This is a genomic window from Streptomyces hamibioticus (assembly GCF_047946815.1).
Classification (GTDB): domain Bacteria; phylum Actinomycetota; class Actinomycetes; order Streptomycetales; family Streptomycetaceae; genus Streptomyces.
Map to the genome: position 1 here is coordinate 697176 of NZ_JBKKQY010000001.1, position 24577 is coordinate 721752.

Consider the following 24577-nt stretch of genomic DNA (forward strand, 5'->3'; position numbering starts at 1 on the left):
GTTGATTTCGCCGGATGGGGTACTTGAGTTCCGTGAATCCCGTGGTGCTGCCGGGCGTCTACGCCCCTCAGGAGGACACCGAGCTGCTGGCCGGTGCCCTGTCCGACGAGTCCCTTCCAACCGGCGCGGCCGTCCTCGACGTGGGCACCGGTACCGGTGCGCTGGCCCTTGCGGCGGCGCGGCGCGGCGCCCGGGCGACCGCGGTGGACGTGTCCTGGCGGGCGGTGTGGACCGCCCGGCTCAATGCCGTGCGGGCCGGGCTGCCGCTGCGCGTCCGGCGCGGCAACCTGTTCGGCCCCGTACGGGGCGAGACCTTCGATCTGGTCCTGGCCAATCCGCCGTACGTGCCGGCGCCGGGGGACGGCGGCCGGCCCCGTGGTGCCGCCCGGGCGTGGGACGCGGGCCGGGACGGGCGGCTGCTGCTGGACCGGATCTGCGACGAGGTGCCCGCCCTGCTGCGTCCGGGCGGCGTGCTGCTGCTCGTGCAGTCCGCGCTCAGCGACCCGGAGCGGACCGTCGCGCAGCTGCGGGCCAACGGCCTGAAGGCCGCGGTCGTCCGGCGGCGGCGGATCGCGTTCGGTCCCGTGCTGCGCGGCCGGGAGAACTGGCTGCGCCGCCGGGGTCTGCTGTCCGCGTCCGAGAACAACGAGGAGCTGGTGGTCGTCCGTGCCGAACAACCGATCTGACGCCGCACGCCGGATCACCGTCCGGCGCCGGGGGCCGCTGCTGGTGGAGGGCCCGGTGGAGGTCGAGCTGGAGGACGGCACGACGGTGTCCTCCGACCGCTTCCGGGTCGCCCTGTGCACCTGCCGGCGCAGCCGCCGCTTCCCCTGGTGCGACACCAGCCACCGGGCCAGGACCGGCGGGACCCGTGGTGCCGACGACGGTCGGGCACCACGGGGTTGATCCCGGGGAACGGCGGGCGGCCCCACTCCGCCCGCCGCCCCCGGTACGGGACCGCAGACCTCCGCGGCAGCGCTCGCACTCCCCAGCAACGAGCCGCCGGTCACGCCGCGGGCACACGGTGCGGTCCCGGTCCTCAGAACGTGAAGACGGTCGCGCTGTGCGCGTTCTTCACGCAGGGATTGGCAAAGGTGCGCTCGTCCGAGACGCGCCGGCCCTGCCAGACGCCCTCGACGGTGACGACGACGGGGTTGTACTCCTTGGTGCACATCACGTCGTCCCGGGCCGTCAGGGCGTGCAGGTCGGCCCCGGCACCGCGCAGTTCGGCGCAGGCCTGCTCGGGGTCCGGATGGGTGCCGGAAGCCGTCGGAGCGCAGCTGAGGGTGACGGCGCGCATCGGGGTGGCCTCCGCCGCGCTCTCGCCGTGGCCCACGGTGAGCACCAGGGCCGAGGGAGCGTAGAGCGACGCGGGTGCGCTGCCCGGGCCGGCGAGGGCGGCACCCGCGAGGGGGCCGCAGGTGGTCGTGATCGCGAGGCCGAGGGTGGTTGCCCAGCGCGCGGTGTTCCGCATTGTGTGCATCCTTCCGCTTTCCATTTCGAGGGTGCGCCGACCCGGCTCGGTCAGTGCCGGGGTCGGCGAGCGCGAGTCTGCCGAGTCCGCCGCCGAAAAACACCTCGACCCCATGGGTTTCGGTAACATTGCGTATTGAATCAGTGGCGTGAAGTTACAGAATACGAACGTTTCAACGCCGCAACCGGGCGCTTCTTGATCGCTTCGACCGGCCGGATGGCGCGATTGACGCGTTCCGCAATAGGCCTGAAACATTCCCGATCGCCTACCCGCGAGTATCGTCGGGGCGACGCGAACTCGACGACGAGAGGCGGGGCGTGCGGATGGCCGGGCACTGGGCCGACTTCCAGTACGAGATCTACCTGAACGGGATGACGGGCGCCGTGCCCCGGCTGCCCACCGATCTGACCCGCCTGGAGGAACTCGCCGAGCAGCGGCTCGGCCCCGGCCCCGTCGGATACGTCGCGGGCAGCGCGGGCGACGGCAGCACCGCCCGCGCCAACCGGGCGGCGCTCGCGCGACGCCGGATCGTGCCCCGGATGCTGCGCGACGTGCACGAGCGGGACCTGTCGGTCGAGGTGCTGGGCCGCCCCTTGCCCGCCCCGCTGGCACTGGCACCGGTCGGCGTGCTGTCGATCATGCATCCGGACGCCGAGCCGGCCGCCGCCCGGGCCGCCGCCGCGCAGGGCGTGCCGTACATCCTGTCCTCGGCCTCCAGCACACCCATGGAGCAGGTCGCCGAGGCGATGGGCGAGGGCGAGCGCTGGTTCCAGCTGTACTGGCCGAAGGACCGGGAGGTGACCCGCAGCTTCCTGGACCGGGCCAAGGGCGCCGGGTACACCGCGCTCTTCGTCACGCTGGACACCCCGCTGCTGTCCTGGCGCCCCCGCGATCTCGACCAGGCGTACCTGCCGTTCCTGCACGGGGTCGGCACCGCCAACTACTTCTCCGACCCGGCGTTCCGGGCGGGCCTGGCCAAGCCGGTGCACGAGGACCCGAACGCGGCGGTGATGCACTTCGTCGGCATGTTCTCCGACCCCGGCAAGACCTGGCCGGATCTGGCGTTCCTGCGCGAGAACTGGGACGGCCCGATCGTGCTGAAGGGCGTCCTGCACCCGGACGACGCCCGGCGCGCGGCCGACGCCGGGATGGACGGCGTGGTGGTCTCCAACCACGGCGGCCGGCAGGTGGCCGGTTCGGTCGCGGCGGCCGACGCGCTGCCCCGCGTGGTGGACGCGGTCGGCGACCGGCTCACCGTCCTGTTCGACAGCGGCATACGCACCGGCGACGACGTGTTCAAGGCGCTCGCGCTCGGGGCGAAGGCGGTCCTGCTCGGCCGGCCGTACGTCTACGGCCTCGGGCTGGACGGGCAGCCGGGCGTGGAGCACGTCATCCGGTGCCTGCTCGCCGAACTCGACCTCACCCTCGCCCTGTCCGGGCACGCCACACCGGCCACGCCCGGCCCCGCCGACCTCGTGGAGGGGCCCGCCTGACCGACCGGGGGCACGTCCTCGCCGCCGCCGTGACACGGTCCGCCGGGCGGCGCCGCCCTCGCGCCCGGATCAGGCGCCCGAGACCGGCACCGGCGGTGCGGGCCGGGATCCGGTTCCGGCGATCGTCGGGGAACCGTCCGCCACCGGGTCCGTCCGCCAGCGCTGTGCCCCGGAGCCGTCACGGACCTTGACGACGATGTCGGCGTCCGGCGCGTCGGTGGTGGCGGCGAGGGCCAGCTGCTCCTGCCAGCGGGGCAGCAGCTCGCCCTGGACCGTCTGGTCGTAGCGCACGTCGTCGCCGCGCTCGGTGCCCTCGTCGGCGCAGGTACCGAGGATGACGACGCCCGCGTCCGCGTGCGAGTCCAGGCACAGCCCCGGGTCGGCGACGCTGCGCAGCCGCCCGTCGTCCTCGTGCGTCCACTGCTGGGTCCAGGACTCGGAGCACACCGCCAGCCGGGCTCCCGCGCCCGCCCTGGGCTCGCCCCGGACGTCGAGGCACAGACCGGCGTCGATGTTGCGCAGCCGGGTCCGGCCCGGGGCCGTGGGCGACACGGCCGCGGGCGGCGTCGGGGTGGCAGTGTCGGGCGTACCGCCCCGGTCGGCGGCGCTGGTGGAGGCGGCCGGGTCGGCGCCGCCGCCGTCGTAGGACCAGACGCTCACCACGAGCATGGTCACCAGCACCCCGGCCGAGGCCGCGCCGACCCCCCTGAGCACCGACCGGACGGACCTCGGCGGAACCGGCCCGCCGCCCGGGTCCCGGCGGGCGGGCACGGGGAACCGCGCCAGCAGCCCGGGCCGCCCGCCGCGGTGCCGGGCGGTGCCCTGGGAACGCGTGCGGGACGCCGCCCGTCCGGGACGGGAGTCGAGGTAGCGGCGGGCGCCCCAGCCGAGCACCGCCTCCGCGAGCAGGGTCCCGAGCCCGCCGTCGAAATGGCTGAGCTGTTCGGCGGCGTGGCGGCAGTGCCGGCACTGGGTCAGATGGTCCTTGACATCGGGCAGCAGTTTGCCGCCCCGGCGAATGGGAACGTCGAGGAGGCGGTTGTAGAAGCGGCAGTCCTTCGTCGGCGCGAGTTGCCGATGGCCGTGGACACAGCCGTCCCGGAATGTGTCGCGGGCCTGTCCGAGTGCGGCCGACGCCGTGTCGATGTCCATGCCCAGCAGACCGGCCGGCACGGATATCGGTTCGGCCTCGACCTCGGTGTGCCACAGCAGGCAACGGGACGGCGCAGGAAGGGACGCGAATGCCCGCGCGGCCAGCGTGCGGCTCTCCGGTATCAGGGACTTCGCGGCCCGCATGCCCCGGCCGCCGGCGGGTTTGAGCAGTTCGGGCAGGGCGGTGGTCATCCGGTCGTCGGCGGCCCACTGGCGGACCGTGTCCCGCACGGCCACCAGCAGCCGGGGGCGCAGGGCCGTGGCCGACTCGCCCTCGGCGAGCCGGTCCAGGACCCGGTGGCAGGCGGCGGCGGTGACCATGGCGGCGACGTCGGCCGACGAGGCGAGGCAGACGGTCGCGTAGTCGTGCGCCGGCTGCCAGTGCCGGGCGGTCAGCAGCGCGACGGCTTCGGCTGCCTCGTTCTCCGGACGGGCCCGGAGCCGGGCGGCGAGGAACTCGTCGGACTCCCCGGGATCACCGCCGGACGGGGGATGGAGCGGTCGAGGGGGGTTGGGGGTGGGCACTGAGATGGTTCCTTCCCACGCGCGCGTTGCACACAGGTTCTCCGTCCGAAAAGGACCGCGAATTGGTGCGTACCTTCGGGGACGCTGCGCGGGGAGATCGAATTCGCCGCGGCGATTCTGACCCGGTTCTCCAAGGCGCGTGCGACACCCGGCCGTTACCCCCCGCGCGGGTGCCTCACTCTGGCACAAAGGCTCATGGTCAACAAGGCGCACGGGCAACTTGCGCGGCCCGCCGGGTTTCTTGAAAGAAAGTCAGATCCGGTATTTCGACGCGCCCGTGCGAAAGGCCCTGCGCGGGACAGTGGCTCTTCTGCGCGACGGCCGGGGGGCCGGCGGTCTCAGATCTGCCAGGAGCGCAGCCGGTCGGCCGCGCCGTAGACGTCGGCCTTCCCGGAGATCAGATCGCGGGCGAGGTCGACGAGCGCGCCGTAGGGCGGGTCGATGCCGACGCCGCTGACGAACATGTACGCCACCGCCGTCGCACAGGCGAACCGGGCGTTGGCCGACGGCAGGGGCTTGAGCACGGCGAGCGTGTGCAGCAGGGCGGCGGCCCGCCAGGCGGGGTCGGAGTCGACTCCGAGGCGAGGCGGGTCGACGCGGTGCCGGGCGACGGCGGCGACCAGGGCGGAGAAGTCGTTGACCGTCGGCTGGTCCGGCAGCACCTCCTCGTGGCGCTGGAGCAGCCAGGGCACGTCGATGTGGATGGCCGGTGCCATGTTCAGGCGGCCCGCCCCTCGCCCCGGCTGGGCGGTTCGTCGTCCGGGAAGGCGGCCGCGAACTCGTCGGCGTGGCTCTGGAAAAAGCGGCGGAACGCGTCCGCGCCCTCCTGAAGCGCCCGGTGCCGGGCTATGTCGGCGGCGGCGGCCTCACGGACGAGAGCCTTCATCGACGTACCGCGTTCCTTGGCGATCTGCCGCAGGTCCTCGAGCTCGCGGTCGCTGAACTCCACGTTCAGGGCTGGCATGCCTCCCACGGTACCGCTCGGGTACTGACCCGTAAATACTCCCAGGTCAAATGCATATTCGAACGGTACCGCGGAAGGGCGTCCGGTGCCGGTTCAGCCCTGGTCCGCCACGAAGGCGGCCATCCGGGCCAGGGCCGCGTTCCAGTTGACGGTGATCTCGTTGGTCGACCAGGACTCGATGTCGTCGAGGTAGCAGAACTGGGCGACGCAGCCCTGGAGCTTGGCCTGGGCCACCGGGTCCTGGATGCTGGAGTTCGGGCCGCCGGAGAGCGATCCGTCCGGCGGCTGGGGCAGCGCCGGGTCGAGCGCCCGGGCGTACCAGCGGCTGTGCTGGTTGCGGGCGTGGACCTCGCCGTAGCCGGTGACGTACGAGATGTTCAGCGCATTGCGGCCCAGGACGTAGTCCATGCTCTGCACGGCGCCGTCGCGGTACTTCGAGGCACCGGTGATGTCGTACGCGGTGGCGATGACGACGGCGTTGTTGAGCACCTGGTGGGTGGAGCCCCAGTCGTAGACGTTGTCCTCCGGGGCGTACGGCATGCCGTACGGGTGTGCCCGCAGCGTGGCCAGGTAGCGGTCGGCTCCCTCGACCACCGAGCGGCGCACCTTGTCCCGGCCGGGGAGCCGGTTCGGGACCGTCGCCAGGTCGAGGCGGGCCGCCGCGGCGGTGCGGGCCCAGTCGAAGCCGAGCGGGCCGAAGATGTCGGCGGTGTGCACCGGGGAGCCGAGCACGTGGTCGCGGAATTCCCGCTCGCCGGTGGTGAGGTACAGCTCGGCCGCCGCCCAGTAGAACTCGTCCTCGACGTTCCGGTCGGGGTAGGCGCCGCCGCCGATGCCGTCGTTCTCGTCGGCGTACACGTCGGGGTGGGCGAGCGCCGCCGCCCAGGCCCGCTTCGCGGCCAGCAGCGCCTGTGCCGCGAACTGAGGGTCGTGGGGCTTGTAGAGGCGGGCCGCCTGGGCCGCGGCGGCCGCGAGGTTGAGGGTGGCCGCGGTGGTCGGCGGGTGCAGCTCGCGCTTCTGCGGGTCGTCGTCGGGCAGCAGCGGCAGGCCGGTCCACTGCTCGTCGTGGATCTTGTGGTGGGCCATGCCGGCCAGCGGCTCTCCCTGGGGCACCTGCATCTTCAGCAGGAACTCCAGCTCCCAGCGGACCTCGTCGAGGAGGTCGGGCACCTTGTTGCCGCTCTCCGGGATGTCGAGGGTGCCGTCGCGGAAGGCCGACGGCTCGCCGGTGCGGGCGTGCAGGGCGCGTTCATAGGTGCTCAGCAGCTCCCACACGGAGATGCCGCCGTTGACGACGTACTTGCCGTGGTCGCCGGCGTCGTACCAGCCGCCGGAGACGTCGAGCCGGTAGTCGCACACGCCCGGCTGGCAGGGGACGTCGGTGTCGCCCTGGTTGGGCGCGACGCCCACGTGCCCGGCGGGGCGGGCGTAGCCCGGCCGCAGGTCGCCCCGTATCTCGATGCCGCTGCGCTGGGTGTAGTAGAACTTCGCGGCGTCGGTGCGCAGCCGCTGGTACGCGCGCGTGCCGATGTCGAAGGGGCGGCTGGTCTCACCGTCGGCGACCAGGGTGTAACCCTCACCGCGCCTGGTGTGGCGGCCGAAGTCGATCGAGTGGACGTTCTGCCCGGAGGAGACGTCCACGCCGCGCGGCTGGCTCCAGCCGCGTGCGACGACGTGACCGTCACCGTTCTTCAGCCGCCAGGGCAGCCGCTCGGTGGCGTCGGTGACCAGGGTGGCGTTCTTGGGGCCGGAAGGCAGGTAGGCGACCTGGTTGACGCGGACCCGGGGGCCGGTGTCCGGCTCGTACGGCTCGGGCGCCACGCCGCCCAGCAGGGACACGTCGTCCACGCAGAAGCGCCAGGCGCCGGCGCTGCCGCCGAGCTGGAAGGCGACCTGGCCCTGGGCGGTGTCGGCGGGTGCGGTGAAGGTGTACGTGTAGGTGTTGCCGGAGACGCTGAGCTGCGGGCTGACCTCGTAGTAGGTGTCGTAGGGCGCCGCCGCCAGGCCCACGACCGCCCGGACCACGTGGTCGGCGGGCGTGCCGTTCGCGGTGAAGGAGAAGCGGTACGACTCCCCCGCCACGAGGGCGATGTCGTTCTGGCCGACGATCACGTCCCAGCGGTCGGCGGTGCCGCCGGGCACGTCGGCGCAGAGCCGGCCGTCGGACGGGGCCGCGGTGATGTTGCCCGTCGTCCACCAGGAGTCGGTGCCGTTGTCGAAGGTGCCGTTCCTGACCTGCTCCGTCTCGTCGGCGCCGGCCGGGGCGGCGGGCATCGCGGTGAGCGCGGCCGCGAGCAGGGCGGTCAGCGAGAGAAGGGCGGTTCTGCGTCTGTGCACGTCTGGGCTCCTCGGGGGAGGTGCGGGGGGGGGCGCGCTCGGCGTGGGAGCGCTCCCAAAAACTGGACGGGGCCATGCTTGTGGCAGGGATGACACTCCGTCAACGGTCGGGACGGTACTGGTTCCGTGTGTCTCCGGACTGGTTCCGTGCGTCTCCAGGTCCCTGGCGCCCCGTCCTGCGCCCCGGGGCCGCTCGCGCGGTCGGGCCCGTCACCACCGGGATCCGGCCACGCGGCGTTGGCGGGACGCACTAGGCTTGGTACCCAAGTGACACACCTGTTGACGGTGAGTGTGCGCGATGGAGTGGCGACGATGAGCCCGGTCAACCCGTTCGACGATGCCGCCACGGCCCGGGCCGTCATCGACGCCACCGGCACACTGCTGGAGTGGAACGAGGGGGCCCGGCGGCTGCTGGGGCACACGGCGGCCGACGTGGTGGGCCGGCCCGCCGCCGGGCTGCTCGCCGACGGCGGCGCCGCGGCACCCGTCGGTCCCCGCGACGAACGCTGGAACGGCACGCTCGCCCTGCGGCACCGCGACGGCCGCACCGTGTCCGTGTGGGTGCTCGCCCACCACCGGCCGGCGCCGGACGGCGGGCCGGGCACCTGGCTCGCCGTCAGCCCGCCCGCCCGGGACGGCGGCGAGCGGCCGGAGGACCAGCTGGTCCGGTCGGCCCTGGTCCAGTCCCCCTGCGCCACGATGATCTTCGACGACCAGCTCCGTCTGCACGGCGTCAACGACGCCATGGCACGGCTGCTGGAACTGCCGGCCGAGCGGCTGCGCGGTCTGCGCCCCACCGACATCGGCAGCCGGCCGCAGCACGCGGAGCTCGAGGAGCACCTGCGGCGGGTCCTCGCCACCGGGCGCGGCCACGACATGCAGACGTACATGAAGGCCACCGGCGAGAGCCGCGGCGCCCACGCCTGGCTGGCCCGGATCGCCCCGCTCACCACCCCCGACGGGCGGGTGCGGGGCGTCTGCGTGACCGCCCACGACTTCACCGAGCAGCATCTCGCCCGGGAACGGCTGCAACTGGTCAACGAGGCCAGTGTGCGCATCGGCTCCACCCTCGACGTGACCCGCACCGCCGAGGAACTGGCCGCGGTGTGCGTGCCCGCGCTCGCCGACTTCGTCAGCGTGGACCTGCTCGACGCCCGCGAGTACGGGGGTGAGGCGACCGGTGCGCCGGCCCCGCCAGTGACTCTGCGCCGGGCGGCGCACCGGTCGATCACCCCGGGCTGCCCGGAGGCGGTCGCCCGGCCGGGGCAGGTGGACCTCTACCCGGCCGGCTCCCCGCAGGCCGAGTCGCTGAGGACGGGCGGCGCGATCGTGGCCGCGGTGCCCTCCGGCGACGTCGAGCGGTGGCGGACCTGGGACGAGGTGCGCTTCCGGCGGGTCGAGGAGTACGGCATCCACTCCACGATGTCCGTCCCGCTCCAGGCCCGTGGCACCACGCTCGGGGTGGCGGTGTTCACCCGCTTCCGGCGTCCGGAGCCGTTCACCCACGACGACGTCCTGCTGGCCGAGGAGGTCACCGCCCGCGCCGCCGTCTGCATCGACAACGCCCGCCGCTACTCGCGCGAGCGCGAGACGACCCTGACCCTGCAGCGCAGCCTGCTGCCCCGGACGCTGCCGCCCACCGTCGCGGTCGAGGCGGCCTCCCGTTATCTGCCGGCCGCGCGGTCCGGGGTCGGCGGCGACTGGTTCGACGTGATCCCGCTGTCCGGGATGCGTGTCGCCATGGTCGTCGGGGACGTCGTCGGCCACGGCATCACGGCCTCGGCCACGATGGGGCGGCTGCGCACGGCGGTCCGCACCCTCGCCGACATCGACCTCGCCCCCGACGAACTGCTCACCCACCTGGACGACCTGGTGGTCCGGCTCTCGGAGGAGTCCGGCGGCGACGGCACCGGCGAGGTCGGCGCCACGTGTCTGTACGCCGTGTACGACCCGGTGTCCCGGCGCTGCGCGCTGGCCCGGGCCGGGCATCCGCCGCCGGTGCTGGTCCCGCCGGACGGGCCCGCCCGGCACGTCGAGCTGCCCACGGGCCCGCCGCTGGGCGTGGGCGGGCTGCCGTTCGAGTCCGCCGAGATCTCCCTGCCGGAGGGCAGCGTCCTGGCGTTCTACACCGACGGGCTGGTGGAGGGCCGGGACCGGGACGCCGGCACCGGGCACTCCGTGCTGGTCGAGGCCCTGGCGTCGGCCGCCGGTTCGCTCGACCAGGCCTGCGACCGGGTGCTGCACGCCCTGCTCCCGGCGGGCGGCACCGCGGACGACGTGGCGCTGCTGCTGGCCCGCACCCGGGGGCTGCCCGCCGCCCAGGTCGCCACCTGGGACATCCCCGCCGACCCGGCGCTGGTCGCGCCCATCCGCAAGCAGGTGCTCGACCGGCTAGCCGACTGGGCCATGCTGGAGGCGTCCTTCACCGCCGAGCTGGTGGTGAGCGAACTGGTCACCAACGCCATCCGGTACGGCGCGGCACCCATCCGGCTGCGGCTGATCCACAGCGCGACCACGCTGATCTGCGAGGTCTCCGACACCAGCCACACGGCGCCGCATCTGCGCCGGGCCAAGACCTGGGACGAGGGCGGGCGCGGGCTGCTGCTGGTCGCGCAGCTCACCCAGCGCTGGGGCAGCCGGCACACGGCCGACGGCAAGACCATCTGGGCCGAGCTGGCCCTCCTCGACGAGGAGTGACGCCGGTTTCCCGGACCGTGCGGCGGGACACCCGCATCCACAGGGCGCGCGGCGCGGACGCAGGCGCCGGGCCGGGCGCGACCAGCCCCGTCGGGAGTGGAGAAGCGATGGCGAAGACATCCCAGCCCGTGCAACCCCGATCCGTGCGTTCCCGGTCCGCTCCGTCCCGGTCGGTGCCGTCCCGGTCGGTGCCGTCCCGGTCGGTGCGCTCCCGCTCCGTGCGATCCGCGTCGGTGCGTTCCCGGCCCGCTCCCTCCCGGCCCCTGCGCCGGGCCGTCGTGCTCGCGAGCGCCGTCGTGGTGCTCGGTGCGCTCACCTCCTGCGGGGGCGGGCAGGCCACGTCCGGCACTCCGCAGCCCACCCGCGCCGATCGCGCGACCAGCACGCTCGGCGCGGCGTCCGGCACCCCGACGGCCAGTCCCGCCGCCGGCGACACGGCGGCGTCCGCCTCCGCGTCCGCACGGACCGACGGCCGGTGCCAGACCTCCGAACTGCGCGCGACCGTCGGCCGGGTCGACCCCGGTGCCGGGCAGCGGAACTTCCCGATGGTGCTGACCAACACCTCGGACCGCACCTGCACGCTGTACGGCTATCCGGGCGCCGCCTTCGTCGACGCCTCCGGAAAGCAACTGGGCCCCGACCCCGAGCGCGCCCCGGCGTCGCCGGAGACGGTCCGGCTGACCCCGGGCGCGAGCGCCTGGGCGGGGCTGTCGTTCGCCAGTCCGGAGATCAGCGGGGCGCGCACCGCCGAGCCGGCGGCGCTGCTGGTCACCCCGCCGGACGAACACGACTCCCTCAAGGTGAAGTGGACGGCCGGTGAGGTGCCCGTGGGCGGCAACGAGTCGTCCGTCTCCGTCACCGCCCTGGCCCCCGGCACGGGCCCCTGAGTCGGGGCCTGCTTTGCGCAGCTCAGCGCAGATTCGAGCGGCAGTGTGTGTGCGTCACCTGTAAGGCCGCTGTTGGTCGCCGAGCGGGATTGCCGAGTCGGCAGCAGAGGTTCGGTGTCGGTGTTCGGAATCCTCTGCGCGGGTGTCTGAGGCTGGCGGCACGGGCGTGGCAACCAGCAGCAGTGCGGCAAACACGAGGGGAGCGGCTGTCTGAGGGCACTGTTCGTCGGTCTCACGCAGGGCGTCCTCCTCGGCCTCGCCCCGGGTGCCGGCGAGCAGTACTTCGCCGACACCGCTTGCGCCCTGGCGTCCAACGCGACCCTCCTCGATCAGGATGCCGACGCCCCTGTGTGATTGCTGCCAGCTCGACGTTCTGTTGCTCCGATCTCAGGCTGGGACTCGTCGACGATCGGCCGAAAGCGGACTCCGGACGGCAACTCGGCCCCTGGCCTCCGTCGGCATCACCGTAGCCTCGCCTGTCACCACCGCCTTGCCATATGCCGCCGTTCAGAGCGCCTCACCCACGGTGATGAGGTGTGCCCGGACGGCGCGGAGCCTGTCGAGCAGCGCACGCTGTTCGACGATCCAACCGAGGTCCACGTCGAGGGAGACGGACAGCCTGGTGGCCTGCTGGCCGGCGATGGTGACCGTGATCGTCCTCCCGCCAGTCCAGGCGGATGCCGGCCCTCGGCGACCCGCGCAGCCTCGCGCCAGGCGGCGTTGCGCCCTGCGGCAACCTCTTCCAGTACATGCGCCCAGCCGGCTGGTCTCTCGGCTCCACACAGGTGTCGTGGACGCCGGACACGAAGTCGTCGTGGACCAGGAAACTTCAGTTCAACGTCTGGGTCAGCTCACTCCGGCCGGGTGCGTGAACGATACGGCCGTAAGCGCCGTTGAGGATCGGCATGTAGGGCGGAACGTGGCCGCACTCGATGTCAGCGATGATCGGCACATTCAAGGGGCCGAGGGCATCGAGAACGGCTTCATGCTGGGTGAGGGAACTGTTGTCCGGTGCCCTGGTCCGGCCGACGAGGATCGCATTCGCATGGTCGAAGACCCCGGCGAGCCGCATGCCGTGCAGGTTTCGGCAGATCGTGAAGGCGTCGTGTTCGGCTGCCTCGACGTACACGAGGAGACCCTCGGGAGACTCGTTGCGGGCGAACGTCGTCACATCGAGGTAGGGCGTCCCCGCGAGATTGCACAACGTCTCGATGCAGCCGCCGATCAACCTGCCCTCAGCCACCACGTCACCACTGTCGTCGAGCCGGGTCCAGACGCCCTGCGAGTCGAGCGTGTACTCGCGTACGTCGGGGAAGGTCGCGTAGTCGTCGAAGCCCTGGGACCGGTGGAATCCGGGCGGGGTCTGTGTGAACCGGTGGCCCGAAGGCGCGGCGACGATGTCGAGCCACGACAGCAATCCCTCGGGAACGCGGTAGGGCGTGTCCATCAGGTTGTTGCCGTGGAGCGTTGCCGTACCGGTGAGCAGCGTCAGCGGTGTGATGAGGGTCGAAATGTCGGAGAATCCGACGAGCCAGGTCGGCTCCGCCTCTCGCAGCCCGTCCCAGTCGAGCAGTGGGATCAGGTCGATCGCGGTCTCTCCGCCCCATGGCGGCACGACAGCCCTGATGGTGGGATCGGTCAGCATCGACGTCAGTTCGGCTGCGCGATCGGCGGCTGAGGCGCTGACGTGTCCGGAGCCGTCCACGCACTGTCCGACGACAACCTCGTACCCGCGTGCCTGAATGTCCTTGACGGCGACGTTCAGTCGCTCACGCAGTTCCTTCGCGACTCCGCTCGACGGTGCGGTCACCCCGACACGGTCGCCGGGACGCAGGGCGCGGGGGTAGCGAACTGACATGCATTGGATCTTGGCACAGCGTCCTGCGCAGACGACAGCACGTTTTCAGCTTCAGAACCGTAGAAGGCCGTCCGACCGCCGCTGCGAAGGAACCAGCGAACCGACCGCGACCGTACTCCCGCGCTCACCGCATTGAGCGTTCCAGTGCACCCCGATGATCGGAAACCCACTGATAGGCCGTCCGGACTTGCCTCGCCGCCCCTGCGTCACGGAGTCGAGCCATGGCGACGTCACCCGCATCGGCCTGGGACTCGATGCCCCGCCGGCAGCGGTCCTGCCACCACAGGATCGTGGACACGAGACATTGCCGGTCCGACAACTCGTAGCTGTCGACGATCAGCCTCATGCGCCGGGCCACCTCCTCGACGTCGGTGACCGAAGGGCCGAGACCGAGGTACTGCCAGCAGACATGCGCGATGTCGTGGATCCGCGCACCCGGCGCGGCAAGGTCCCAGTCGATGAATGCCACTGGCCGCAGCTCGCCCCCGCACGGCCGATAGACCGTGTTCTTGGGCGACAGGTCGTTGTGACACACGACCTCTTGGCCACCGGCCAGTGGGGTGCCGGCCGTCAGGTCGTGGAACTCACGCACGAGCCGGGCGACCGTCACCAGACTCTCGTCGGATGAGACAGCAGCAGGTTGCCGCGGCTCCCACGCCACATGACCCTCAAGGTAACCGAGGACTTCGCGGCCCTCGTCGTCCACACCGAGATACCGCGGAGCACCGCTCCAGCCGCCGGCTTCGAGCAACCTCAGCAGATCACCCACGAACCTCGTGCGAGCCGAGGCCGGACGGCGCACCGTGGCCCCGACACGAACGACCGCAGTGACGAAACCTCCGGGCAAGGGCGACTCAGGCATCCGTCCACCCTGCCCGGTCGTTACCTCGCACTGCCATCACCTTGTCCTGACGCTTGATCCGCCGCCGAGGGAACTCCGCCAGGCAATCTACTCCGCAGACTGCCGCCCAAGGCTGGCGCGAGCACCCCGTCAGGCGAGCACACCAGCCCTTTGGCCTGCGGTGTCAGGTTGGCTGAGGCTCAGTGACCGGCGATCGGGTGCGGCGTGTAGGGCCGCTCCAGTTCCTCGATCTCCTTGTCCGTCAGCTCCAGCTCCACGGCCGCCACCGCGTCGTCGAGGTGTCCCGGCCTGGCGGCGCCGATGATCGGCGCGGTCACCGTGTCCTGGTGGAGCAGCCAGGCGAGGGCGACCTGGGCGCGCGGGACGCCGCGGTCGCCGGCGATGCGGGTGACGGCCTCGACGATGGCACGGTCGCCCTCCTGGTAGAGGGTGCTGCCGAAGTTGTCGGTGGCGCTGCGCTCGGTGGTGGTCCCCCAGTCGCGGGTGAGCCGGCCGCGGGCGAGCGGGCTCCACGGCAGCACGCCGACGCCCTGGTCCGCGCAGAGCGGCAGCATCTCGCGCTCCTCCTCGCGGTAGAGCAGGTTGTAGTGGTTCTGCATGGAGACGAACCGCGTCCAGCCGTGCCGCTCGGCGGTGTACTGGGCCTTGGCGAACTGCCAGGCGTACATCGAACTGGCCCCGAGGTAGCGGACCTTGCCGGCCTTGACCAGGTCGTGCAGGGCCTCCATCGTCTCCTCGATGGGCGTGTGCGGGTCCCAGCGGTGGATCTGGTAGAGGTCCACGTAGTCGGTGCCCAGGCGCCGCAGGCTGTGGTCGATCTCCGCCATGATCGCCTTGCGGGACAGGCCGCCGCCGTTCGGCCCGGGCCGCATCCGGCCGTGCACCTTCGTCGCCAGCACGATCTCGTCCCGGCGGGCGAACTCGGCGAGCGCCCGGCCGACGATCTCCTCGCTGGTGCCGTCGGAGTAGACGTTGGCCGTGTCGAAGAAGGTGATGCCCGCCTCCAGCGCCTGGCGGATCAGGGGGCGCGAGGCCTCCTCGCCGAGGGTCCACTCGTGCACGCCGCGGTCGGGAAGACCGTAGGTCATGCACCCCAGACAGATCCGCGACACGTCCAGGCCCGTCGAACCGAGCTTCACGTACTGCATCGTTGCTGCTCCTGCCTTCCGGATCACTGTTCAAGGGGAGCGTACGTGTTCGTGCGCGCTCCAATCCCCGGCCACCGGCTCCTCCCCGCCGGACCGGCCGTTGCTGCCCCCAGGTGACCGCGCGGCGTGGGAGCGGCCGGGACCCGGCCGGCTGCCGCATCCTCTGCCCAGACGGCCGGTGCCCGACCGGCCGCGGACGTCGCGGGAGGAACGCGTGCTCACACGTGCGAGGAGAACTCCGAGACGGGTGACGACCCTGGCCGGTACGGCCGTGCTGTGTCTCGCCCTGGTCACACCCGCGTGGGGGCGGCCGGCCCCCGCCGCGGATCCGGCGGCCGAGGGCCGGGCGACGCTGTGCGCCCCGGCCGGCACCCTGCGCGGCGCCGGCGGGCAGCGCGCCACGGTCGACCTGTGCGCCTCGGGCGGCGCCCGCGGCATGGAGGTCTCGGCCCCGGCGACCTGCCGAAGGCCCGGGACCGGTACCCGGTACGCCTGTCTGACCTCCGGCACCTGGACCGCCCGGCAGGACGGCAGGACGGTCGCCTCCGGGTCGCTGCCCGGTTCGCACCCGGTCTACCCGGGCCCGGGGACGTACGAGATCACGGCCACGGTGCACGCCCGTTCCGTGCCGGAGGGCGTGGACCTGCGCGGCACCGTGCGCACCACGCTCACGGTGACCACGCCGAAGCCCGCGCCCACGCACCGCGTCGAGGTCGACCGGCGCACCCTGCGGACCGGCTCCACCACCACGCTCACCTACACGGTCCACCGCGACAGCGACGCGGGCGACGGCAGCGCGCGCTTCGGCCTCATCGGCGAGGAGGACTCCGGGGTGTCACTGGCCACGGACGACGCCCGGTGCGTCAACCCGTTGATCGGCCGCCACCCGTCCGGTACCCGCCTGCGCCACGCGCTGGACTGTGCTCTGACGGACCTTCAGCCGGGCCGCCCGGCAACGGTGAGGGTCCGCGTCACGCTCGGCCCGTCCTGCTCGACGGTCGTCTCGAAGCTGGGCTACTGGATGCCGCGGGGGCAGGAGGTGTACACGGGAGGCATGCTGGTCGGGCCGACGGTCGGCTGCGCCTAGGAACCGCCCGGGCGATCGTGCGGCCACTCCGTGCCCGGGCCGTTGCCGGGGGCGCGAGGCGGGGCGGGGCGGTCCTGCGGATGGGACGAAGGCCCCCGGCGGCTCGTGACGACGGACCCGCTACGCCTGCGGCGGCTCCATCTTCGCCGGCCATGTCGTCAGCAGCCGATCCAAGTGCCGTGCCTCCTGCGGCTCCAAGGCGTCCAGAAGGCTTCGCTCGTTGTCCATGTGCTCCGTGAACGCGCGGTCGATCAGTGCCCGGCCCGCCCCCGTGAGCGCGACCACCCGGCCCCGGCCGTCCGCCGCCGAGCGGCGCCGCGCCACCAGGCCGTCGCGCTCCAGGCGGTCGATCCGCTTGGTCATCGCTCCCGTGGTGACCATCGTGTGCGCGGCCAGCTCGCCCGGCGCCCGTTCGAAGGGCTCGCCGGTCCGGCGCAGCGCGGCCAGGACGTCGAACTCCCTGTCGGACAGGCCGTAGCGGCGGTAGACCAGGTTCAGGCGCGCGGTCAGGAGCAGGCCCAGGCGGTGCAGGCGGCCGATGACCGCCTGCGGGGAGACGTCCACGTCCGGGCGCTCCCGGGCCCACTCGGCCTGGATACGGGCCACATGGTCCGGAGCGGGGCGGTCGGCGGCTTCGCCCGATGGTTACCTTCCATGGAAGGTAACTTGGATGGGCGCTGAGCACCGCCATCGCCCCCGTGGCCCGGGGCACGACCTACTTCGTCACCCGGGAGTTCCTTCCCGCCGGCCACCCCCTGTACGGGGCCGCCATCCGGGCGCTCCCCGCCGGACTGCTCCTGCTGGCCGTGCGCCGGAAGCTGCCTCGCGGGAGCTGGTGGGGCAAGTCCCTGGTGCTCGGAGCCCTCAACATGAGCGGGTTCTTCGCGCTCGCGTACGTGGCGGCGCAGCGCCTTCCCACCAGCGCGGCGTCGATCGTGATGGCCGTCGCGCCGCTGGCCATGATGCTGCTCGCCTGGGGGCTCGTCGGCGAGCGGCCGGGCCCCCGGCACCTCGCCGGGGCCGGCGTCGGCCTCGCGGGCGTCTGTCTGATGGTGTTCACGGCGAGGGGTTCCGTGGACGCCGCCGGCATCCACGCCTCCGTCGCCGCGACGGCCGTCTCCTCGTTCGGATACGTCCTCGCCAAGCGCTGGAGCGGCGAGGCCGACGTACTCGCCTCGACCGGCTGGCAGCTCATCGGCGGCGGGCTGCTGCTCCTGCCGTGCGCGGCCCAGGTGGAGGGCGCGCCGCCCGCGCTCGACGGCCCCGCACTCCTCGGTTTCGGTTACCTCGCCGTGGTGGCCGCGGCCGTCGCCTTCGCCGCCTGGTTCACGGGGCTGGCGCACCTCCCGTCGGGCACGGTCGGTCTCCTCGGGCTCCTCAACCCCGTGACGGGCGTACTGCTGGGCGTCCTGATCTCCGGCGAGACCCCCTGTCCGGCCGTCAGGTGTGCGGCCTGGTGCTCACCCTCTGCGGGGTCCTCCTCGCCCGACGAACCTCCCGGCCGGGACGGGCCGACGGCCGGATCGACGACCTGCGCGGCCATCGGGCGGCCGGCGACGGGCCCGGCGACGACCCGCCGGCAACTCGCCACCGGACCATCAGACGGTCCGATGACCGACCGGACAGGTCAGCCCCGGGCCGTGTCCGGTGTGATCAGGTCCAGGGCCCTCTCCCACCCGAAATCCGGGCCGGCGCCGTCCGGGCCTGGCTCCCCGGTGTACCGCTCGCCGAAGCGGACGCCCATCCCCCGCAGCCGGGCCACGCTCTCCCGGTAGGCGGGGTGGCCCGCCAACGCGTCGGCCACGCACGGCAGGACGGCGATGGGCACGCCGAGGCCGCAGGCCTCGCACAGGGTGCCCAGGGCGACGCTGTCGGCGAAGCCGGCGGCCCACTTGTTGACCGTGTTGAAGGTGGCGGGCGCGACGGCCACGGCGTCCGGCGGCGGGAACGGACGCGGTTCGCCCGGCGGGCGGGACCGGGCACGGACCGGGTGCCCGGTCTGCGCGGCCACGGCGGCCGGGTCGAAGAAGCCGTCCGCCGCCGCGGTCGGGGTGGCGATCACCCCGACCTCCCAGTGGCGTTCGTGCGCCGCCGTGATCAGCTTGCCGACGTCCCCGGCGACCCCGGCGGCGCACACGACGACGTAGAGGAAGGGCCTGCGGTCCGGCCTCGCGTCCGGTGTGGTCATCCCGGAACCCTACGCGACCGCCCGAAGCACCCGCCCGAGGGGCCTTCCCATCAGGTGACTTGCCGTCAGGAAACCTCCCGTCGGCAGATCGATCTGTCAGGAGACCGTCTCGGAGACGGTGATGGCCGCCACCGGGCAGGCGCGGGCCGCCTCTCGCAGCAGCGGACTGCCCCCGCCGTCCTCCCGGCCGGGCAGCAGGGTGCTGTAGCCGTCGTCGTCCTGGGTGAACACCTCCGGTGCGGTCAGGGCGCACTGGCCCGCGCCGATGCAGAGGTCCTTGTCGATGTCGATGCGCATGTCCGGAGCCTCCTACCAGGCCACGGGGAGTTCCAGCATCCCCTGGATCGTGTCGCCGGGTTTCCAGGGGATCTCCTCGGCCGGGACCGCGAGGCGCAGGGTGGGCAGCCGCTCGAAGAGGGTGTGCAGGGCGATCTCCAGTTCGGCGCGGGCCAGGTTCTGGCCGAGGCACTGGTGGATGCCGAAGCCGAAGGCGACGTGGTGACGGGCCGGCCGGTGCCAGTCGAGGGTGTCGGGCTCGGCGTAGACGGCCGTGTCGCGGTTGATGACGGAGGTGGCGAAGACGACGCCTTCGCCCGCCCGGATCGTGTGGCCGTCCACCTCGATGTCCTCGGTGGCTCGCCGCAGCAGCCCGTCGGCGATGGACAGCATCCGCATCAGTTCCTCGACCGCGCCGGGCAGCAGCCGCGGGTCGGCGCGCAGCTCGGCCAGCCGCTCGGGGTGGCGCAGCAGGGTGTAGGTGCCGAGCGAGATCATGTTCGCGGTCGTCTCGTGTCCCGCGACCAGCAGGATGATCGCCAGGGCGACCAGTCCGGCGCGGTCGGCCGTGCCGTCCCGCGACTGCCGCCGGACCAGGTCGTCCAGCAGGCCCGTGCCCGGCTCCCGCCGCTTGCGGTCGACCAGCAGGCCGAGGTAGCCCTCCAACTGGTCGCGGGCGTCCTGGGTGTCGGCCGCGGCCGGGCCGCGCAGCAGCCGGCGGGACTGCTCCTCGAAGAAGTCGTGGTCGGCGTAGGGGACGCCGAGCAGGGCGCAGATCACCATGGAGGGCACCGGCAGCGCGAAGGCGGACACCAGCTCGGCGGGCGGGCCCTGGGCGGTCATCGCGTCGAGGCGGCCGTCCACGATCTCCTGGATGCGGGGGCGCAGGGCGGCGGCCCGCTTGAGGGTGAACTCGGGCAGAACCATCTTCCGCTGGGCGTGGTGCTCGGGGTCGTCCACGCCGAGCAGCGCGGTCCTGCGGTCGCGCCCCCCGGCGAAGCGCGGCGCGGGGACGGGGAAGTCGGGGTGGGTCCGGTCGGACGACAGCCGCTGGTCGGCCAGGAGCCGGCGGGCGGTGGCGTGTCCGGTGACCAGCCAGGCCTGACGGCCGTCATAGAGGGTGATCCGGGCCAGCGGCCGGGTGGCGCGCAGCGGGTCGTAGGCCGTCGGCGGGTGATAGGGGCAGGTGCGGTCCTGGGGGAAGGCGACGGGTGCCGTGCGCGGCGCGGTGTCCTGCGCGGCCGTCGTGTCCGTCGTGTCCGTCATGGAAGACCTCGCAGACGAAGAGTGCGTCTTGCCGATCTTCATTAGATGCCCCGGGCACCTATCCGGCGACGGGAAGTTCGGCCAGATCGGTGACGGCGGCGAACTGGCCGAGGATCGCCGCCCGGACCGGGCCGGCCGCCGTGCCGGGTCCGCGCCCGGCACGGCCGGACCGACCTGGTGGCCGTGGTGGCGTACGAGGTGGTGGCCGGCCGCCGGACCGTCCCGGCGCCTCGCCGCGGTGCGGCGCGGTGCGGACCGGGCGCAGTGACGGAGCGGATCTGGCGCGATGGGGACGCCCGGTGGCCGCGGCGGTGCGCCGGATCCGGCCGGGCTGGTACCGGCCGCAGGCCCGGCGCCGGTACCGCACAGGCCCTCACAACCCACCCTCGGGGACGTCGAGACCCACCCTCGGGGACGTCAGGGCGGCCCTGCCCGGCACGCAGGAGGCCATGCCCCGGGCCCACGCCGGGCCCGCAACCCGCCCGTGCGGCCACGGTCGCTGGGCGCCGGTGGCGGCGCGCTCGCCGGGGAACCCGGCGGCTCGCGGAATTTTCCTTCCGAGGGGGCATGAACCCGCGGCCACCGGGCACGCGTGGGTCAGGCCCCGCCGCGCTCCCCCGTCGCGGCGGGGCTTTCCGCTGCCTCCCGGGCGGGCCGGTCGGTCACGTCGAGGAATATCTCCCCCGCCTCGGGGACGGTCCGCGCGATGGAGTGCTTGATGCGGTCCGCGACCTCCTCGACGCGTTCGCTGTCCAGGCCGGGCACCAGGTCGACGCGGGCGGCGACCAGGGCGCTGTCGAGACCGGTCTTCATCGTGAACAGCGCCTCGACGCTGTCGATCTCCGGCTGTGCCTGCAGCACGGCGCGGATCCGGCCACTGGACTCGGGGTCGGCCGCCTCGCCGATCAGCTGGTCGCGGGCCTCCCGGCCCAGCCGGTAGGCCACGTACACGAGCAGCGCGCCGATCCCGAGCGAGGCGCACGCCTCGTAGACGACCTGGCCGGTGACCATGTGCAGCACCATGCCGATCAGGGCGAGCGTCACGCCGAGCACCGCGGTGCCGTCCTCCGCGACGACCGTGCGCAGCGCCGGGTCGCGCAGCCCGCCGCCGTTCGTGCCGCCCTGCCGGTGCGCCTGGTACAGCGCGCGCAGCAGCGAGGCGCCCTCGGCGAGCAGGGCGACCCCCAGCACGATCAGTCCGGCCACGTATCCGCTCAACTCCTCCTGCCCTCCCCTGCGCAGGGCGTCGAAGCCCTGGTAGAAGGAGAAGCAGCCGCCCATGACGAAGATGCCGACGGCCGCGAGGAGCGACCAGAAGAAACGCTCCTTCCCGTAGCCGAAGGGGTGCCTCCGGTCGGCGGGACGGCGGCTGCGGCGCAGGGCGGCCAGCAGGAAGATCTCGTTCATGCTGTCGGCCACGGAGTGCGCCGCCTCCGACAGCAGCGCCGGGGAGGCGGCGAGCACGCCGCCGACCGCCTTGGCGACGGCGATCACCAGATTGGCCGCCAGTGCGACCAGCACGGTGATCCGGGTCCTGCGATCCGTCTTGCGGCCCGCGTTCCGGCCGGGCTCTCGGCCGGGCTCTCGGCCGGGCTCTCTGCCGGCCTTTCGTTCGGGGTTTCGGTCGGTCTTCTGCTGGGTCTTCTCGTCCGAGGATGTGCCGCTCACGATTCGCCGACTGCCCGCCACCTGCCGGCTCACACCCGCCTTGTGGGTGGCCCACCAGTGCCGACGGCGCGAAACGGGGAACGCGTCCTGTCGGGGAAGGCACCCACCGAGGGCAGGCACGGCAGCGAGGAGAGGCCATGAGCGGCGGCGACGACGGGCAGGGCGGCAACAGCGCGTACGGCAGGAGGGCCTTCAAGCGGTCCAAGAGCCACTTCGCGGACCGGATCACCGCGGACGGCCGGGACGGCTGGCCGGTCGAGCCGGGCCGGTACCGTCTGGTCGTCAGCCGCGCCTGTCCGTGGGCGAGCCGGTCGCTGGTCTCCCGGCGGCTGCTCGGGCTGGAGGACGCGCTGTCCCTGGCGGTCGCCGACCCGATCCAGGACGACCGCAGCTGGCGGTTCACACTCGATCCGGACGGCCGCGACCCGGTGCTCGGCATCCGCTACCTCAGCGAGGCCTACGACAAGCGGGAGACCGGGTACCCGGGCGGGGTGAGCGTGCCGGCGGTCGTGGACGTGCCCAGCGGGCAGCTGGTCACCAACGACTACCAGCAGATCACCCTCGACCTGGCGACCGAGTGGACGTCCCTGCACCGCGCGGGCGCGCCCGACCTGTACCCCGAGGCGCTGCGGGACGAGATCGACGAGGTGATGGCGGGCGTCTACGAGGACGTCAACAACGGCGTGTACCGGGCGGGCTTCGCCACCGGCCAGGCGGAGTACGAGGAGGCCTGCGCCGCGGTCTTCCGGCGGCTGGAACTGCTCACCCCGCGGCTGGAGCGGCAGCGCTATCTGGTCGGCGGCACCATCACCGAGGCGGACATCCGGCTGTTCACCACGCTGGTCCGCTTCGACGCCGTCTACCACGGCCACTTCAAGTGCAACCGCTGGAAGCTGACGGAGAATCCGGTGCTGTGGGCCTACGCCCGCGACCTGTTCCAGACGCCGGGCTTCGGCGACACCGTCGACTTCGACCACATCAAACGCCACTACTACCAGGTGCACACCGGCATCAACCCGACCGGGATCGTGCCCCTGGGCCCGGACCCGTCCGGCTGGCTCACGCCGCACCACCGGCAGGAGCTGGGCGGCCGTCCGTTCGGCGACGGGACGCCTCCGGGGCCGCCCCCGGCCGGCGAGGAGGTCCCGGCACCGGGCGGCAACGTTCCGGCGGGCTGACCGACCGGCGTATGCGAGCGCCCCCAGGGGACCCGATCGGTCACCAGACGAACCGACCACCTGACACACCGACGAACCGACGAACCGACGAAACCTCACAGTCAAGGAGACCTCGTGGGCAAGAAGGCGAAGAAGAAGCTCCCCATGGCCTACCAGCCGATCGGCTTCGTGCTGGGCTGGGCGGGCGGAGCGCTGGCCGGTATGGCCTTCCAGAAGACGTGGAAGATGCTCCGGCACGAGGACGACGCGCCCGACGCGCTGGACCCGGACCGCGGCTGGGGAGAGGTCCTGCTGGCCGCCGCGGTCCAGGGCGCGATCTTCGCCGCGGTGCGCAGCGCCGTGGACCGCGGCGGCGCCAAGGCGATCGAGCGTTCCACCGGAGTCTGGCCGACCAAGGAGAAGGGCGGTCGCGACTGATCCGGCCCGGCGCCGGGCGGGGCGGCGGAATACCGTCGCCCCGCCCGGCGCCGGCGCTCGGCGCTGCCCCGGGTCCGCCGGTTCCGCCCGGCGCCCGGGGCTCAGCCCTGCTTGGGACTCGTCGGTGTGGTGCGGCGCAGGGTGAAGGAGTGGCCCGCCGGGTCGGCGTAGCCGCGCTCCTCGTACGGCCCCAGCGCGTCCTTCGCCTCCAGCGGACGCCCGCCGAGCCCCACCACCCCGCGCTCCGCCTCGTCGAGGTCGTCGACCACGAAGTCCAGGTGCGCCTGGAGGGAGTTCTCGGGGCGGGGCCAGCTCGGCGGGGTCGCGTTCACATCGCGGCGGAACGCCATGCGGAAGCCGTCCGGTCCGCGGATCTCCACGCGGTTGGCGGTCATGGCGGTCTCCTCCGCGTCCAGCAGCCCCTTGTAGAACTCGGCGAGCTTCTGGGGCTCGGCGCAGTCGAGCACCACGATGCCCGCGTTCACCAGTGCCATCTTCCCCTCCGAAGGTCCGGGGCGCGGGACGTCGCATGCCCCGCCGCCCTGTACCTTGCGGATATCCCGGCCCGCCGGATTCAGTCGGCCACCAGCCATCTCCCGTCGCGCATCAGTTCGCGCCCGTCCAGTTCGTCCGCCTCGCGCCATGCCTGGATCCGCTGCGGGACGACGCGGAAGTACCGGTAGGGCGTGGTCAGTTGCCGCGGATCGAAGCCGGTCTTGGCGGCGAACAGGTCGGCGTCCTGCTCGGGCAGGTCGGCGGGTTCCACGGGTTCGACGGTGCCTTCGAGGAGCACGACGTCGCGGGTCGGTCCGATGCCGACCCGGGTCCGGCCGCTGGAGACCAGGTTGCGGCCGGTGGGACTGCTGGCCGGGGTGGAGAACAGCAGGCAGGAGCCGTTCCAGAGGAACGACAGCGGAACGAGGTAGGGCGCACCCGAGGCGCTGTCGGCCGTGGCGACCCAGGCGTCGACGTCGTGCTCCAGGCGGTGCAGGGTGTCCTTCTTGCGCTGCTCGGCGGTGCGTGGGGGCGGCGTGCTCATCGTCCGGCTACCTCCTGATGGTTCGTCATGTCGTGCTTGTGCTTGCGTTCTTGGTGTGATC

General features: G+C 73.0%; 24 protein-coding genes and 1 pseudogene. 10 read left to right on the forward strand and 15 right to left on the reverse strand.

From position 1 onward, the window contains the following. The first annotated feature begins 14 nt into the window (after window positions 1-14). Together ACLGIH_RS03180 and ACLGIH_RS03185 are read left to right on the forward strand one after the other, a co-directional pair. A complete protein-coding gene (locus ACLGIH_RS03180) occupies window positions 15-686 on the forward strand; it encodes a HemK2/MTQ2 family protein methyltransferase (protein WP_416523672.1) in 672 nt (223 codons plus the stop codon). Continuing rightward, on the forward strand, window positions 667-906 hold the full coding sequence (locus ACLGIH_RS03185) for a CDGSH iron-sulfur domain-containing protein (RefSeq protein ID WP_416523673.1): 240 nt from the start codon (window positions 667-669) through the stop codon (window positions 904-906). Before ACLGIH_RS03180 ends, ACLGIH_RS03185 begins: the two co-directional genes overlap by 20 nt. Window positions 907-1039: 133 nt before the next feature. Here the strand turns inward: ACLGIH_RS03185 and ACLGIH_RS03190 are convergent, their stop codons facing one another. Continuing rightward, the gene (locus ACLGIH_RS03190; RefSeq protein WP_416523674.1) at window positions 1040-1474 is read right to left on the reverse strand and encodes a protease inhibitor; all 435 of its coding nucleotides are present in this window, start codon (window positions 1472-1474) and stop codon (window positions 1040-1042) included. A 323-nt stretch (window positions 1475-1797) separates the two neighbouring features. Between ACLGIH_RS03190 and ACLGIH_RS03195 the strand changes: the two genes are divergently transcribed. Then, complete coding sequence (locus ACLGIH_RS03195; protein ID WP_416523675.1) at window positions 1798-2967, forward strand: lactate 2-monooxygenase; 1170 nt, start codon at window positions 1798-1800, stop codon at window positions 2965-2967. Window positions 2968-3036: 69 nt separating this feature from the next. Here ACLGIH_RS03195 and ACLGIH_RS03200 read toward each other — a convergent pair whose 3' ends face one another. From ACLGIH_RS03200 to ACLGIH_RS03215, 4 genes are all read right to left on the reverse strand, one after another. Then, entirely contained in the window at window positions 3037-4644 is a 1608-nt protein-coding gene (locus ACLGIH_RS03200; RefSeq protein WP_416523676.1) for an RICIN domain-containing protein, read from the reverse strand. Between the two features lie 338 nt (window positions 4645-4982). Then, window positions 4983-5360 (reverse strand): toxin Doc, encoded by a 378-nt coding sequence (locus ACLGIH_RS03205; RefSeq protein WP_416523677.1) that lies wholly within the window; start codon window positions 5358-5360, stop codon window positions 4983-4985. Window positions 5361-5362: 2 nt separating this feature from the next. Then, window positions 5363-5608 (reverse strand): hypothetical protein, encoded by a 246-nt coding sequence (locus ACLGIH_RS03210; protein ID WP_416523678.1) that lies wholly within the window; start codon window positions 5606-5608, stop codon window positions 5363-5365. Window positions 5609-5701: 93 nt separating this feature from the next. Continuing rightward, the gene (locus ACLGIH_RS03215) at window positions 5702-7945 is read right to left on the reverse strand and encodes a glycoside hydrolase family 9 protein (protein WP_416523679.1); all 2244 of its coding nucleotides are present in this window, start codon (window positions 7943-7945) and stop codon (window positions 5702-5704) included. Between the two features lie 312 nt (window positions 7946-8257). Between ACLGIH_RS03215 and ACLGIH_RS03220 the strand changes: the two genes are divergently transcribed. Together ACLGIH_RS03220 and ACLGIH_RS03225 are read left to right on the forward strand one after the other, a co-directional pair. Continuing rightward, the gene (locus ACLGIH_RS03220) at window positions 8258-10642 is read left to right on the forward strand and encodes a SpoIIE family protein phosphatase (RefSeq protein ID WP_416523680.1); all 2385 of its coding nucleotides are present in this window, start codon (window positions 8258-8260) and stop codon (window positions 10640-10642) included. A gap of 233 nt (window positions 10643-10875) precedes the next feature. Further along, entirely contained in the window at window positions 10876-11529 is a 654-nt protein-coding gene (locus tag ACLGIH_RS03225; protein ID WP_416523681.1) for a DUF4232 domain-containing protein, read from the forward strand. Between the two features lie 829 nt (window positions 11530-12358). Here the strand turns inward: ACLGIH_RS03225 and ACLGIH_RS03230 are convergent. From ACLGIH_RS03230 to ACLGIH_RS03240, 3 genes are all read right to left on the reverse strand, one after another. After that, window positions 12359-13387 (reverse strand): S66 family peptidase, encoded by a 1029-nt coding sequence (locus ACLGIH_RS03230; protein WP_416523682.1) that lies wholly within the window; start codon window positions 13385-13387, stop codon window positions 12359-12361. A 124-nt stretch (window positions 13388-13511) separates the two neighbouring features. After that, window positions 13512-14156: a phosphotransferase gene (locus ACLGIH_RS03235; protein ID WP_416523683.1), complete on the reverse strand. Its 645-nt coding sequence runs from the start codon at window positions 14154-14156 to the stop codon at window positions 13512-13514. A 272-nt stretch (window positions 14157-14428) separates the two neighbouring features. Beyond that, window positions 14429-15397, reverse strand: coding sequence for an aldo/keto reductase (locus tag ACLGIH_RS03240; protein WP_416523684.1), 969 nt, complete (start codon window positions 15395-15397; stop codon window positions 14429-14431). A 247-nt stretch (window positions 15398-15644) separates the two neighbouring features. Here ACLGIH_RS03240 and ACLGIH_RS03245 point away from each other — a divergent pair, with 247 nt between their 5' ends. After that, entirely contained in the window at window positions 15645-16484 is an 840-nt protein-coding gene (locus ACLGIH_RS03245) for a hypothetical protein (RefSeq protein WP_416523685.1), read from the forward strand. 120 nt (window positions 16485-16604) lie between these two features. On the opposite strand, the gene ACLGIH_RS03250 is transcribed toward ACLGIH_RS03245, so the two are convergent. Beyond that, window positions 16605-17090, reverse strand: a complete 486-nt coding sequence (locus ACLGIH_RS03250; RefSeq protein WP_416523686.1) for a MarR family winged helix-turn-helix transcriptional regulator — start codon at window positions 17088-17090, stop codon at window positions 16605-16607. 92 nt (window positions 17091-17182) lie between these two features. On the opposite strand from ACLGIH_RS03250, the pseudogene ACLGIH_RS03255 reads away from it, so the two are divergent. Continuing rightward, window positions 17183-17854 (forward strand): annotated as a pseudogene (locus ACLGIH_RS03255) (EamA family transporter); the annotation flags it as partial. A 257-nt stretch (window positions 17855-18111) separates the two neighbouring features. On the opposite strand, the gene ACLGIH_RS03260 reads toward ACLGIH_RS03255, so the two are convergent. The 3 genes from ACLGIH_RS03260 to ACLGIH_RS03270 all read right to left on the reverse strand — a co-directional run bounded on the left by ACLGIH_RS03260 (window position 18112) and on the right by ACLGIH_RS03270 (window position 20214). Next, the gene (locus ACLGIH_RS03260; RefSeq protein ID WP_416523687.1) at window positions 18112-18672 is read right to left on the reverse strand and encodes a flavoprotein; all 561 of its coding nucleotides are present in this window, start codon (window positions 18670-18672) and stop codon (window positions 18112-18114) included. 96 nt (window positions 18673-18768) lie between these two features. Beyond that, entirely contained in the window at window positions 18769-18969 is a 201-nt protein-coding gene (locus ACLGIH_RS03265) for a ferredoxin (RefSeq protein ID WP_416523688.1), read from the reverse strand. Between the two features lie 12 nt (window positions 18970-18981). Next, window positions 18982-20214, reverse strand: a complete 1233-nt coding sequence (locus tag ACLGIH_RS03270; protein WP_416523689.1) for a cytochrome P450 — start codon at window positions 20212-20214, stop codon at window positions 18982-18984. On the opposite strand from ACLGIH_RS03270, the gene ACLGIH_RS03275 reads away from it, so the two are divergent. Further along, the gene (locus tag ACLGIH_RS03275) at window positions 20213-20482 is read left to right on the forward strand and encodes a hypothetical protein (RefSeq protein ID WP_416523690.1); all 270 of its coding nucleotides are present in this window, start codon (window positions 20213-20215) and stop codon (window positions 20480-20482) included. The two genes, ACLGIH_RS03270 and ACLGIH_RS03275, sit on opposite strands and share 2 nt — an antisense overlap. 329 nt (window positions 20483-20811) lie before the next feature. Here the strand turns inward: ACLGIH_RS03275 and ACLGIH_RS03280 are convergent, their stop codons facing one another. Continuing rightward, the gene (locus ACLGIH_RS03280) at window positions 20812-21735 is read right to left on the reverse strand and encodes a cation diffusion facilitator family transporter (RefSeq protein ID WP_416529268.1); all 924 of its coding nucleotides are present in this window, start codon (window positions 21733-21735) and stop codon (window positions 20812-20814) included. A gap of 284 nt (window positions 21736-22019) precedes the next feature. Between ACLGIH_RS03280 and ACLGIH_RS03285 the strand changes: the two genes are divergently transcribed. Then, the gene (locus ACLGIH_RS03285) at window positions 22020-23060 is read left to right on the forward strand and encodes a glutathione S-transferase family protein (RefSeq protein WP_416523691.1); all 1041 of its coding nucleotides are present in this window, start codon (window positions 22020-22022) and stop codon (window positions 23058-23060) included. Window positions 23061-23204: 144 nt separating this feature from the next. Beyond that, a complete protein-coding gene (locus ACLGIH_RS03290) occupies window positions 23205-23477 on the forward strand; it encodes a DUF4235 domain-containing protein (RefSeq protein ID WP_416529269.1) in 273 nt (90 codons plus the stop codon). Window positions 23478-23578: 101 nt separating this feature from the next. Here the strand turns inward: ACLGIH_RS03290 and ACLGIH_RS03295 are convergent, their stop codons facing one another. Next, window positions 23579-23971: a VOC family protein gene (locus ACLGIH_RS03295; protein ID WP_416523692.1), complete on the reverse strand. Its 393-nt coding sequence runs from the start codon at window positions 23969-23971 to the stop codon at window positions 23579-23581. A gap of 80 nt (window positions 23972-24051) precedes the next feature. Next, window positions 24052-24516, reverse strand: a complete 465-nt coding sequence (locus tag ACLGIH_RS03300) for a pyridoxamine 5'-phosphate oxidase family protein (RefSeq protein ID WP_416529270.1) — start codon at window positions 24514-24516, stop codon at window positions 24052-24054. Window positions 24517-24577 lie beyond the last annotated feature (61 nt).

Bases quoted from the DNA above. Each gene is read 5' to 3' on its own strand.
- ACLGIH_RS03180 (WP_416523672.1), top strand. From the start codon at position 15: ATGGGGTACTTGAGTTCCGTGAATCCCGTGGTGCTGCCGGGCGTCTAC.
- ACLGIH_RS03190 (WP_416523674.1), bottom strand. From the start codon at position 1,474: ATGCGGAACACCGCGCGCTGGGCAACCACCCTCGGCCTCGCGATCACG.
- ACLGIH_RS03195 (WP_416523675.1), top strand. From the start codon at position 1,798: ATGGCCGGGCACTGGGCCGACTTCCAGTACGAGATCTACCTGAACGGG.
- ACLGIH_RS03205 (WP_416523677.1), bottom strand. From the start codon at position 5,360: ATGGCACCGGCCATCCACATCGACGTGCCCTGGCTGCTCCAGCGCCAC.
- ACLGIH_RS03210 (WP_416523678.1), bottom strand. From the start codon at position 5,608: ATGCCAGCCCTGAACGTGGAGTTCAGCGACCGCGAGCTCGAGGACCTG.
- ACLGIH_RS03220 (WP_416523680.1), top strand. From the start codon at position 8,258: ATGAGCCCGGTCAACCCGTTCGACGATGCCGCCACGGCCCGGGCCGTC.
- ACLGIH_RS03230 (WP_416523682.1), bottom strand. From the start codon at position 13,387: ATGTCAGTTCGCTACCCCCGCGCCCTGCGTCCCGGCGACCGTGTCGGG.
- ACLGIH_RS03240 (WP_416523684.1), bottom strand. From the start codon at position 15,397: ATGCAGTACGTGAAGCTCGGTTCGACGGGCCTGGACGTGTCGCGGATC.
- ACLGIH_RS03260 (WP_416523687.1), bottom strand. From the start codon at position 18,672: ATGACCACACCGGACGCGAGGCCGGACCGCAGGCCCTTCCTCTACGTC.
- ACLGIH_RS03265 (WP_416523688.1), bottom strand. From the start codon at position 18,969: ATGCGCATCGACATCGACAAGGACCTCTGCATCGGCGCGGGCCAGTGC.
- ACLGIH_RS03275 (WP_416523690.1), top strand. From the start codon at position 20,213: ATGGAAGACCTCGCAGACGAAGAGTGCGTCTTGCCGATCTTCATTAGA.
- ACLGIH_RS03270 (WP_416523689.1), bottom strand. From the start codon at position 20,214: ATGACGGACACGACGGACACGACGGCCGCGCAGGACACCGCGCCGCGC.
- ACLGIH_RS03285 (WP_416523691.1), top strand. From the start codon at position 22,020: ATGAGCGGCGGCGACGACGGGCAGGGCGGCAACAGCGCGTACGGCAGG.
- ACLGIH_RS03290 (WP_416529269.1), top strand. From the start codon at position 23,205: ATGGCCTACCAGCCGATCGGCTTCGTGCTGGGCTGGGCGGGCGGAGCG.
- ACLGIH_RS03295 (WP_416523692.1), bottom strand. From the start codon at position 23,971: ATGGCACTGGTGAACGCGGGCATCGTGGTGCTCGACTGCGCCGAGCCC.
- ACLGIH_RS03300 (WP_416529270.1), bottom strand. From the start codon at position 24,516: ATGAGCACGCCGCCCCCACGCACCGCCGAGCAGCGCAAGAAGGACACC.